10 protein-coding genes are annotated in these 11860 nt (G+C 38.1%); 4 read left to right on the top strand and 6 right to left on the bottom strand.

The window, feature by feature from the left end; genetic code table 11:
* Positions 1 to 175 precede the first annotated feature (175 nt).
* Positions 176 to 355 carry a 2TM domain-containing protein gene (locus H5092_RS18405; protein ID WP_182695029.1) on the bottom strand — a complete coding sequence of 60 codons (180 nt, stop codon included), beginning with the start codon at positions 353 to 355 and terminating at the stop codon, positions 176 to 178.
* 218 nt (positions 356 to 573) lie between these two features.
* Between H5092_RS18405 and H5092_RS18400 the strand changes: the two genes are divergently transcribed.
* Both H5092_RS18400 and H5092_RS18395 read left to right on the top strand, forming a co-directional pair.
* Positions 574 to 1338, top strand: a complete 765-nt coding sequence (locus H5092_RS18400) for an EAL domain-containing protein (RefSeq protein WP_182734511.1) — start codon at positions 574 to 576, stop codon at positions 1336 to 1338.
* 118 nt (positions 1339 to 1456) lie between these two features.
* The gene (locus H5092_RS18395) at positions 1457 to 2242 is read left to right on the top strand and encodes a putative porin (protein ID WP_182734509.1); all 786 of its coding nucleotides are present in this window, start codon (positions 1457 to 1459) and stop codon (positions 2240 to 2242) included.
* Positions 2243 to 2313: 71 nt separating this feature from the next.
* On the opposite strand, the gene H5092_RS18390 is transcribed toward H5092_RS18395, so the two are convergent.
* Positions 2314 to 3801 carry a dipeptidase gene (locus tag H5092_RS18390; protein ID WP_182734506.1) on the bottom strand — a complete coding sequence of 496 codons (1488 nt, stop codon included), beginning with the start codon at positions 3799 to 3801 and terminating at the stop codon, positions 2314 to 2316.
* A gap of 336 nt (positions 3802 to 4137) precedes the next feature.
* On the opposite strand from H5092_RS18390, the gene H5092_RS18385 reads away from it, so the two are divergent.
* The gene (locus H5092_RS18385; protein ID WP_182693613.1) at positions 4138 to 4329 is read left to right on the top strand and encodes a DUF2986 domain-containing protein; all 192 of its coding nucleotides are present in this window, start codon (positions 4138 to 4140) and stop codon (positions 4327 to 4329) included.
* Positions 4330 to 4331: 2 nt separating this feature from the next.
* Here H5092_RS18385 and H5092_RS18380 read toward each other — a convergent pair whose 3' ends face one another.
* The 3 genes from H5092_RS18380 to H5092_RS18370 form a co-directional block, all read right to left on the bottom strand.
* The gene (locus tag H5092_RS18380; protein ID WP_182734503.1) at positions 4332 to 5294 is read right to left on the bottom strand and encodes a TDT family transporter; all 963 of its coding nucleotides are present in this window, start codon (positions 5292 to 5294) and stop codon (positions 4332 to 4334) included.
* 210 nt (positions 5295 to 5504) lie between these two features.
* A complete protein-coding gene (locus H5092_RS18375; RefSeq protein ID WP_182734500.1) occupies positions 5505 to 7640 on the bottom strand; it encodes a TonB-dependent receptor in 2136 nt (711 codons plus the stop codon).
* Positions 7641 to 7773: 133 nt separating this feature from the next.
* Complete coding sequence (locus H5092_RS18370; protein ID WP_182734498.1) at positions 7774 to 9072, bottom strand: PAS domain-containing methyl-accepting chemotaxis protein; 1299 nt, start codon at positions 9070 to 9072, stop codon at positions 7774 to 7776.
* A gap of 360 nt (positions 9073 to 9432) precedes the next feature.
* Here H5092_RS18370 and H5092_RS18365 point away from each other — a divergent pair, with 360 nt between their 5' ends.
* The gene (locus H5092_RS18365; RefSeq protein ID WP_024598262.1) at positions 9433 to 10638 is read left to right on the top strand and encodes an MFS transporter; all 1206 of its coding nucleotides are present in this window, start codon (positions 9433 to 9435) and stop codon (positions 10636 to 10638) included.
* A gap of 75 nt (positions 10639 to 10713) precedes the next feature.
* On the opposite strand, the gene H5092_RS18360 is transcribed toward H5092_RS18365, so the two are convergent.
* Positions 10714 to 11760, bottom strand: coding sequence for an NAD(P)-dependent alcohol dehydrogenase (locus H5092_RS18360; RefSeq protein WP_076925125.1), 1047 nt, complete (start codon positions 11758 to 11760; stop codon positions 10714 to 10716).
* Between the last annotated feature and the right edge of the window lie 100 nt (positions 11761 to 11860).

Genomic DNA, 11860 nt, shown 5'->3' with positions numbered 1-11860 from the left:
TGGATGTAGGTAAGGGGCGTGAGCAGGACGCGGAAGCTTTGCTCGGTTTTTACTTATTCTTACATGGATGTAAGCCAGTAGAATAACGCAGGAGCAGTTATCGAGCCCACTAGGTTACAAACCTCACGCCGCGATTAAATCGCCCCTAGATTGAATAAATTTCAATCCACAAAAATCAATACGCCCTAGATTTATTCCTACTCAAAGCACTTACTACTAGCCCAATTCCCATCCCAAGCGCTGGCCATACTACCCAGATATAACTAGGCGAAGTTAGTAAATTTATAACGCTTAGCAAAGTTAAAATAAGTAAATATGCTTTAATTTTTTTGCCTATTGTAATTGTATTGCTCATTTATATTCTCCAAGTAATGTATGTCGCTATTATTGTTTTAATAAGCAACGTACACACCTGCCAAATGTCACTAAGTGATCTGACATTAGTCATTATTTTTCATTTAATTACATAGTTATTTATTACGTATAAAAACATAAAAAACAATACTTTAATCTATTTGTGTTAGAATCTAATCTCAACTAACCTAAACAAATATGCATAAGAGGATGAGCTAAATGAGCGAAAAATCAAAAGATTGCGAAAAAGTGACATGTAGTAATTGTGCTGACGCCAACGATCTTGAATTTGATTTTTCTATGGCTTTTCAACCGATTATAAACTGTAAAACTCGCCTAATTTATGGCTATGAAGCATTGGTTAGAGGTTTAAATGGCGAGTCTGCTTATTCAATTATTTCAAAAGTGAATGAAGACAACCGCTATGCATTTGATCAGCTTTGTCGTATTAAAGCTATTCAACTAGCCGCAAAGCTGGGCATAACATCAATGCTAAGTATTAATTTTTTACCTAATGCTATTTATAAACCAGAACGATGTATACGCACCACACTAGAAGCTGCAAAAAAGTATAACTTTCCAATTCAAAATATTATGTTTGAATTTACTGAAGTTGAAAAAATAGAAGACACCGCACACATTAAACGCATTGTTGATTACTATCAGTCTCTCGGATTTAAAACCGCCACTGATGACTTTGGTGCAGGTTATTCTGGTTTAAATCTACTGGCTGACTTTCAAACAGATATTATCAAGCTTGATATGGCGCTCATACGCGATATTAACAACGACAAAAAACGCCAACTAATAGTAACTCATTGCTTAAATATGTTTCGCGATTTAAACATCACCGCACTAGCTGAAGGGATTGAAACGGTAGAAGAATATAAGTGGCTAAAAAACGCAGGTGTTGAGCTTATGCAAGGGTATTTATTTGCCAAACCAAGCTTTGAAAACTTGCCTGAGGTAAACCTAATTTTTTAATTAGGAAAACTAACAACATCTAAACACTTTATTACAATCATTTAATTGCCTTATAAAACCTCACAAATATAATACCCATTCTAGTAACAAATTTACTTAATTATAAGAAGGGATACTTATGCGCTTTTTAATGTCACTCACTTTACTCGCACTTAGCTGCACAGCGTCTGTAAACGCCGAGCAGTCAGAATCAAAACAATGGTTTAACTCTATAAACTACGCAAAAATTGATTCTGATTATTACAACGATGATGTGTACGGGTTATCAACTCACTATTACTTTGAGAAGCAGCAAAATTCAGGTGTGTGGGATGATTTTGGCTACTTAGATACAGATAGCAATATAGGCTTAAATTATTTTAATTCAGATGGTTATAGTGGAAAAGGTATTTTTGGAGAAGGCTTTTACGGCAATGCTTTTGCAACTTTTGAACTACCTAATATTGGTGATGCCGACAACTATTCACTAGGTTTAGGTTACTTATTTGCTGATTCAATAAAAGTATCTGTACGTATGTTAGATTATGAATATAGCGATACAGTTTATTTGTTTAAAGCTCAGTATAATCATGAAATTAACGACACCGACTACATTGGTTTTACTGTTGAAACAGATGATGAAACAGAGTCGTGGGACCTATCATCACGTTACTTTGCCCATCTTTATGATGACAGCTATTTTGCTGTAAATGTTGACTATCTAGATGTTGGCGACGACTCAGTTTTTAATGTACTCGCAAACTATTACTTCAATAAACATGTTGCAGTCGGTATTGGCTCAAACGATTCTGATTTAGTGATTGAAGGTAAGTACTTTATTAATGATAGCTACTACTTTACAGCTAATTACACTGATAATGATAACTACGATGTATACAACCTTAGCTTTGTAGCCCAATTTTAATAAGTACAAAAAAGCCGCCTTACTGGGGTCACTTCAGTCAAACAAGGCGGCTTTTACTAAACAACTATAACTTACATATTACCCAGCTCTATCATCATCGCTGTGTACATACGCAAATTAAGCTCTAGTTGCTCAAGTGTCATAAATTCATGCTCTGAGTGACCTGTGTAGCGCTTACCTGGCATTGAAGGACCAAACGATACCGCGTTATCAAACAGCTTTGCATTAGTCCCACCACCAATCGATACAAAGTCAGCTTTTTCGTCACCCGTAAAATGCTTGAAAATATCAAGTAGCTTTTGCGCATGTGGCGCGCCATCAAGTAGCATAGGTGTGCCAATAATTGTTTCTATGTTAGCAAGTGTTACATTGTTAGTAGCTTGCCAATTAGCGAGTGCATCATCAATTTGCTTTTGTAATACAGCTTCGTCTTTACCCATTGGGCGACGTGCATTTACAGCAAGTGTTAGCGCATTAGCATCGCGCTCAATAACGGTTGGTGCCACTGTCATTGGGCCCATAAAGTCGTGCTTGTAAGCTATTTCGCCAAATTGTTTACCGTGAATGTCTAAACCAATTAACTGATTCACAAAGTCGATTAGCTCGCCGTCACTGTTATTTTCAAGCTTCACACCTTTAAATAACTCAGCTAAATAAGCAATAGCATTTATACCCGACTCCGGCTCAGATGAATGCGCCGACATACCTTTAACGCTTATTGCTAAACCATTACTTTTTTCACTAAAGTTAAATTCAACTTTATTTAATGTTTTAGCTTTTGCTTTTAATGTATTAATAAGTGCCGCGTCTGCATTGTGAAGCACTAAGCTGGCGTCTTCTGGAATTTGGCTTCTAAACGCACCGCCAGTTACATCCTTTACATATAAACCCGTTTGTGGTGATGTTGCATTAAAAGTAGGTGCAATTAAGCTCCAGCCTTTCTCGGCAACCACTACAGGGTATGATGCATCAATCGTTACTGCATATTTTGGTTGTTCATACGTTTTCATAAATTGAGTAAGCGGACCCCAATCAGACTCCTCAGCAAGGTAAATCATAAGCTCAATACGGTTATTAAGGGTGATGCCTTTATCTTTAATTGCTTTCATGGCGTAAAGCGCTGTTGCTATTGCACCTTTGTCGTCCTCAGTACCACGACCAACTAATTTACCCGGTTCAGATGTATCAATAATAAAAGGGCTTTGTTTCCATTTACTTGCATTAGCAGGTTGCACGTCGCCGTGGGTTACTACCGTTACTTTTTCGCTTTGCTCGCCCATACCAATTAAGACGGTGTAGCCTAAATCTTGGTAGTCAAAACCAAGCTCTGCGGCTTTCATTTTTAAAAGTGCTTTAAAGCCAATAAAATCGGGATTTTGAGGAGTGCTAATGTCGCTTTTATTAACCGTCGGAAAAGCCACTAAGTTAGTTAGTGTGTGTATTTGAGCATTTTGGTAGGTATTTACTGCGTAATCGGCAACGCTATCAATATTTTTATTTAACTGCGCATGTGCGCCAAATGCAAATAAAGCAATACTGGCTAAAGCTAACTTTTTCAAAACAATTCCCATTTAATTAATAGCTAAGAGCGGTAATTATAACGCTATGAGTTACTTACTTATAGCTCTTTACGCCAAACGCGCAGATTACTTAAGGTAAATAACCTGAACTCTGGATAATAAATCTATCTCAAGCAGCTATTTCCAGCGCTAACTGCGTTGAACTTACTTGCAATAGGCCAGCTATTGACGCGTAAGTTCGCCTTGTTTTCACTGAAAATCTCTGGCTAGAGAAAATAAATTTAAATATCACTATAGTTCAATACGCTGGTAAACCTCTTACCCAGAGTTCATGTTAAATATTTATATAGCAGCTTTTATGAGGATGACTGTATAATGCGCGACTTAAAATTAAGAGAGTATTTAATTGTGAACCGTCGTAAAAAAATCGTCACTAAATTTCAAAAAAAAGATAAACGCACTAACGCTAAACTACACAAAAGCAACAAACCCTCTTATGTGTCAAAAGCTGAGCGCGAAAAACTAGCTGAGCAAGAAAATAATGAGCCACAGGTAATCCAAGAGTAACTTTACGTTACCTGTTGCTTTGATAATTTAAAGTGGCAAAAGTACCGACCACTTACATAACCAACCACTGCCGTGGCAACTATAAGTTCAAACGTAGCTAAGTAATTAACTGTATCTACATATGGCATTGCGAGGTTTATACTTTGCATCCAGTCTTTCATTTTAAATAATGCAGTTGCCCCAATAACCATTGGAAATGTAAAAGCAGCGTAGCTCGGCGTAAAAGGTCTGCTTAATAACTTTATAAATAACACATAAACAATCAGTGTTTTTATTATCGCTAATATAAATAATGCGCCCACTATAACAAGTGACGGATTAGCTACAATATGAAAATACCCCGCTAATGTTAAACTGGCAGGCGCCGCTAAAATGGCAAGTGTTGGCTGCATTTCGTAGTCACTTTTTAAGGCTAATAAAAAACGATAAAACATAATTGGCAGCATTATGGCGTACGTTGATACACCAATAACTAACGCACTATAAGCTAACCACGCTAATGTCGGATTACCCAAAAAAGTAACATCTGCAATAATGATCCCCACTGGTGGCACAAACCAGCTAGGTGCCATATCTTCAAAATCAAACTTTTTTGCCCGCTGGTATAAAAAGCTCACCAAAAATGTGAGATGCAGCACAAAAGCTAAAACCCACATAATATCACCAGCTAATGGGTTAAATTGCCCAACTGAGTTTGAAATAACAAAATTAGCCATTGCAAATGTAGGGATCACACTTCCTGCAACTGGGTGTGCTAAATCGGCTTTTAATAAATTAGGGTGTAGTAAAAATTTAGCAGCCAAAAGTATAACTAATACGCCAGCTAGTACCGCTCCCAAAAATTGCCCTTGGGAGTTTAAATTAAAAACGTTTTCCCATGTCCATCCCATACTAGCAATACCCAAAGCTAAACCGGCCATAGCTGTTGGCGCACCCATCACTTTATTTTTAAATTGCTTAAACACTGTACTTCCTAATCATTGGGTGATGAACAAGTTACTGCTTTTTACTGCATTGCCTTAAAATAACGCTGTAAAATTAGTACAAGCGTGCTTAATAGAACGCTTTTTGCGTACAAATATTTCATAAAATAAGTTTACGGCTTACATATTAAAGCGTATGAAAAAAGCCATAACACAGTTATGGCTTTTACTTTATTTTAAAATTTAATTTAGTTAAAACGCGTAACTAATGCTTACATTAAATGAACGACCCTGCCCAGCAAGTTGTTCAAACCCGTTGCTGCTATCTTGTTTAAGTGCTGCAATACTTACGCCGCCTAGTGGGAGTTGGTAGTACTCATCAAACACGTTACTCACTTCTGCGCTTAGCGTTAATGAATCCCATGTGGCTTTAGAGCTTAAATTAACCAAGCTGTAGCTGTCTGTTTGGTTTTCAAAACGATTATTATCTACACGGCTTTTATTATCGACCCACTGCCAAGATAATGCGTTTTCAAACCGACCCATTTGCTGGCTAATACCTAGCTGGGTCTGCAGTGGTTTAATTTGATAAAGCGGCTGGTTAGTATCGTCGCGCTTGCCTCTCGTATTAGTAACATTAGCGTGTAACTGCCAGTTACCTAAGTCCTTAGATTCATAAATGTTGGCTGTTAAATCTATTTTTGCACCATACAAAATGGCATCTACATTAGTGAACTGAAAAATGTTACGCGTTGTATTGTCCAAGTTATAACTATTGAAGCTTCTTACAATATCAGCATCAATATAGTCGCTCACATCGGTATACCACACATTGGTACTTAATCGCCAACCATCATCTTTAGCCGATTTAATATAAGTAGCACTTATTGTATGCGCAGTTTCAACGTCTAAATCAGGGTTACCAATATAGCCACTACCATCGCCATACCAACCAATCATGGTGGTTGCCATGGTGCTTACACCCCAACTGTATCGCTCGTATAAATTGGGCGCGCGGTTTTTACGGGCAAGACCAAATTGCAGCTCATCATAATTTGTTATTTGGTAGTTAATTAATAAGTTAGCATCAACTATGGTGTCGGTTTTATCTCTGTCTCCAGCATTAAATGTCTTAGCTGCAACAGCATTATTTATAGAAGTATCCATAACCATACCGCCCATGCTCATCATACTCATACCATCGTTGTATGATTGAACCTCTCCAACGTGGGTATTAATACTTTCAATGCGTACGCCTGCGTTTAACCATAACTTTGTATTTACTTGGCTCTCAAATTCTGCAAATGCTGCTATCCGCTCTCGTTTACCGTTGTTTATATTTACGTAATCGTTGGGGCCCATCATGGTTGAGCCTTCAATACCTGGCCACCAATCATCAACGCTGTAATTGTAATATTCTTGGCCGAGTAAAATACTGCTGTTTTTATCTAGCGCAATACGCCATTTAAGCTGCGTACTTATATCTTGTGCATCGGTTTTCATTGGCATCATGCCTGTTTTTTCTTGGCTAAAAAAACCCATTTCGTGCTTTACGCTATGCCAGTTGACTTGCCCTTCAAGCTCGCTGTTTTCAAAGGAGCGTTTGTATTGAGCTATTGCACCGTAGCTGGTGTTATCGGTCATATCCATATACTGATTTGCAAATCCCTGATATGGGATTTTTTGATGCGTTAGCTTTATAACTAATTGCTGTTTATCATCGCGCATAGCTGCGGTTAAACTATGATTTTGTGCTCGGTACAATGTATCTAATACTACATCGCCGTTACCGTCTTCATAACTATCTGCGTCACTAAACGAACCCTGATAATTAAGGCTAAGCGTTTCACTTGCTAAACGTGCACCAACGCCAAGCTTACGTCCGTTATCAACACTACTGTACTTTGCTGACACATAACCTGAGTGCCAACCTAATTCATTGCTATCGCTATACTGTGGTGAAATAGAATTAACGCTTATTACGCCAGCAATATTATCGCCGCCCGCACTCACTGGCGACACGCCTGCAACCACATTATAAGACGTAATTTGATTAGCCGAGATATACGAAAGTGGCGGGTTCATATGATTAGCGCATGCAGCGGTTACATCTGCGCCATCAATTAACACTTTAACTCTGTCGCCCATTAAACCATTTAAAATAGGGAGGTTAGATACGCCGCCCGCAGCTGAAAAGTCGACACCTAAATCACTTAATAACGATTCTGACGAACCAAGTGCTAAATGCTTATTTTGAGCATGTCCGTGTACTTCAATTACTTCTAAAGGCGTATCGTCGGCAAATGCAAAAGTAGATAGCACACCGCTAATAAAAAGTGCGACAGGGGAAAGTAAGTAAGTTTTTTGAGTTTTGCTTTTATAAACCATTGTTAATTTATGCCACTGTAATAATTGGCGTAATTATAGTGTGAACTGCAAAAGCAAAAGCGCGACATATTGTCGCACTTTATCAATTTTGAATGTTGTTAGGCGTGTTTAATCTAAAAGGTCATATAATAAATTAAGTATTTAACTCAGCGACTGTTTGAGAAACAATATCAGCCCCTCGCTCAATCTCTTTAATAACCTCAGATACATTCGCAATAAGCTCTCGGCCTTGCTCTGAAGAGTCTGAAACCGACGTAATTTGCCTTGATATATCATTAGTGAGCTCTTGGTTATTTTTAACAACGGTCGCTATTTCATTAGTTGAACTACTCGTACTGGCTGCAAGTTGCCTTACTTCGTCAGCTACTACAGCAAAACCTCGACCGTATTCACCAGCACGTGCAGCTTCAATAGCAGCATTGAGTGCAAGTAAATTAGTTTGATCAGCAATGCTGCTGATTGTAGAAACAATGGAGCCTATTACAGCTGATTGTTCATTAAGATTTTTAATTAAATCAACTGACTTAAGAACTTGGCTTACAATGGCATCTGAGTTTGCAACAGAACTTTGTAGTATCTCAGAACCTTTTTTAGCGGTTTGCGCTGTAGCTACCGCCGATTCATACGCGATTGCAGCGGCTTCAGTCACTGCATTATTATTGTGTATACGATCAGTAATATTTGATGCAAACTTAATTATTTTAATTACATTACCTTTGTTATCTAATATTGGGTTATAAGTAGCTTCTAGCCAAATTTCTGAACCGTCGGCGGCAATACGTTTAAATTTTCCTGACTTAAACTGCCCCTGCGCTAATTCATTCCAAAAGTGTGGGTTTTTCTCATAAAACACTTCAGTACAAAACATTTTATGATGTTTACCTACAATATCTTTTAAGCTGTAGCCTACTGTTGCTAAAAAGTTTTGATTTGCGCTTAAAATATTACCTTGTGGGGTAAACTCTATTGTAGCCAATGCTTTATCGAGTGCACTAGCTATCGCTTCTTGTGCCTTTCGTTGTATGTAACTAGTCGTAATATCAGAGGCTATTTTAATCACTTTAGTGACTACGCCATGCTCTTCTACAGGAAAGTAAGTTGCCTCAAGCCAAAGCTTATCGCCATTAGCTTTGTATCTTAAAAACGATCCTGATTTAGAATCTCCGGTTTTTAATGCTTGCCAAAATTGGCTATATTCGTCTGACTTTGCATATTCAGGTTCGCAAAACATGCGATGATGTTTGCCAATTATTTGCTCTTTGTTGTAACCAACAGTAGCTAGAAATAACTGATTTGCGTCTAATATTATTCCTTCAGGTGTAAACTCTATATAAGCCACATGCTTGTTAATTGCCGACAAGATAGACTGTTTTTGAATTAATTGAAGCTCCATTTCTTCAATTTTTGCGTTTCTTTTAGAAATACCAAACATATAAAAACCTTAAGGAGTAAATTAGTAAAAACATTAGCAGAATAACGTTAAACAAATATGTAACTATACTGTAAATATAAGCTCTAAATAACCTTTCGGCGAATATTTAACACCTTATAGATGCATGCTTTATAAATAGTTTTTTTATTTTATAAATTTTAAGTAGTATTTTCTTCTAATTAACATTTCAAAAACCTAACAAAAACACTAATTTATGCATGACTCTGTACTTTTTTTAACTTAAAATAGCACTCTCACAGACTACCCTCTCACACCAAAATTTAAGCATACATATAATATTTTCTATTCAGAATTTATTGTGCTGTTTCACTTTTAAAATTAAATCTTAAGGGATCATCTATGACATCAGATGTAACGTCGGCATCTAGTCAACTTAACAGAACCGCTATTTTACTCGTATTAGCACTTGGCACATTTATTTTAGGATTATCTGAGTTTTCGATGATGCCTATGCTGCCACTAATTAGCGAAACATTTGGCTCAACGCCCTCACAAAGTGGTTACGCAATTAGTGCTTACGCCATTGGTGTTGTCGTTGGCGCCCCTATTTTAATGCTCACTACTGCTAATATGAGAAAGCGCAAAGCATTGCTCATTTTTATAAGCTTAATGTTTATCTCAAACGGGTTAAGCGCGATGGCAACATCGCTTGAGCAGCTTGTAATATTTAGATTTTTAAGTGGCTTACCTCATGGTGCATATTTTGGTGCTGCTATTTTATTAGCATCAGATATTGCTCCAAAAGGTAAGCGTGCTAGCTTTATGTCTAAGGTGTTTATGGGTTTAACTGTGGCTACTATTGTTGGCGTGCCTATAGTCACACTTGTAGGTCAAAATTTAAGTTGGCGTTATTGTTTAGCTGGCGCTGCAGTACTGGCCTTTATTGCTTTTGTTTTTGTTTATAAAGTAGTGCCTAGTATCGATAACGCTAAGCCTTCTAACTTACTAAACGAGTTTGGCGTACTTAAAAATAAACTGGTTTGGTCCATTTTGGGTATTGTAATTATTGGCTTTGGCGGAGTGTTTTGTATTTATACTTACATTGCCGACACCATATTAGTGGTAACAAAAACAGCTCCGTATACTATTTCTATCGCAATGGTAATGTTTGGTATCGGTTGTACACTCGGTAACTATGTACTGGGTAAAGCTGCCGATAAATCAGCAATTAAAACGACTGGCCTTGCGCTTGTATGTACTATTGTATTTGCCTTTGCATATGTAACGGCAAGCCATAATATTTGGGCTCTTTACGCGGTGATCTTCTTTATTGGTTGCAGTGTGGGCTTGGCTACGCTGATTCAAACGCTTTTAATGGACGTTGCGCCCGAAGGCCACGCTATGATTGGTGCCTTAGTACAGTGCGCATTTAATACTGCCAATGCTATAGGTCCTTGGGTTGGCGGAATAGCAATAGCGCAAGGTGCTGCACCTAATCAAACAGGTTACGTAGCAGCTGCATTGTTTTTAGGTGGTTTGGGTATGTGGCTGTTAAGTTACTTACAACTAAACAAACAGCAACCAACAGCGCAAGCTACTAATTAACTGAGTTCGAGTTAATTTAAAATACAAAAAGAGCCGCTAATTAGCGGCTCTTTTATTTTTAATTTACCTAGTAAATTAAGCGTTTAACGATGCCATATCAATAACAAAGCGGTATCGTACGTCAGATTTTTCCATACGCTCGTATGCCGTGTTAATTTCGTCAATGTTGATCATTTCGCACTCAGGTAGCACGTTGTTTTCACCACAAAAGTCGAGCATTTGTTGTGTTTCTGCAATACCACCAATAAGTGAACCTGCAATACGACGGCGACCCATTAATAATGGCACCGTGCTTAGCTCATCTACCGGACCAACTTGGCCAACAATAACTAATGTACCATCCACATCAAGTAGCGGTGTGTAAATAGATAAATCATGTTTTACAGGGACTGTATCTATAATGACGTCAAAGGCAGATTGCGAGTCTTTCATTTCGTCATCATTAGATGACACTAAATAGTGCTGAGCGCCTAATTTAACCGCATCATCTTTTTTAGACTCACTACGGCCAATTACCGTAACGCTTGCGCCCATTGCAACTGCATTTTTAACGGCCATGTGACCAAGCCCACCTAGACCAACAACACCAACACGGCTACCTTTTTGTACTCCCCACTTATGAAGTGGCGAATACGTAGTAATACCTGCACAAAGTAGCGGTGCAACGCGTGAAAGGTCTAAATTTTCTGGTACAGAAAGTACAAATTCTTCGCGTACAACAACATGCTTAGAATATCCACCTTGGGTCATTTCACCACTAACGCGGTCTTTGCCTGCGTACGTACCAACCATGCCTTCGCGGCAAAATTGCTCTTCGTCGTTATCACATTGATCGCAACTTTGGCACGAATCAACCATACAACCCACAGCAACTGTGTCGCCTTGCTTATATTTTTTAACGTCGCTACCTACCGACATAACTTTACCAACAATTTCGTGCCCAGGTACTAGCGGGTAGTCACTGCCACCCCAATCATTTCGTACGGCGTGTAAATCTGAATGGCACACACCACAGTATAAAATTTCAATTTCTACATCGTTATTTCGCAAATCGCGGCGCTCAAAAGAAAACTCTGTCAATTCAGAACCTTGGCTTTTTGCTGCATATCCTACTGTTTTCATAATAACTCCATAGTGGTTAAAAATTTAAATCATCAACAGCATAGTCCATAGCCCGTGAATAGAACCTGACAATATAAAATAGGCACAAAAAAGCCCAAAC

This window comes from Pseudoalteromonas sp. SR41-7 (assembly GCF_014163935.1).
Classification (GTDB): domain Bacteria; phylum Pseudomonadota; class Gammaproteobacteria; order Enterobacterales; family Alteromonadaceae; genus Pseudoalteromonas; species Pseudoalteromonas distincta.
The sequence above is the reverse complement of the archived record's forward strand: the minus strand, read 5'-3'. Positions and strand labels throughout refer to the sequence as shown.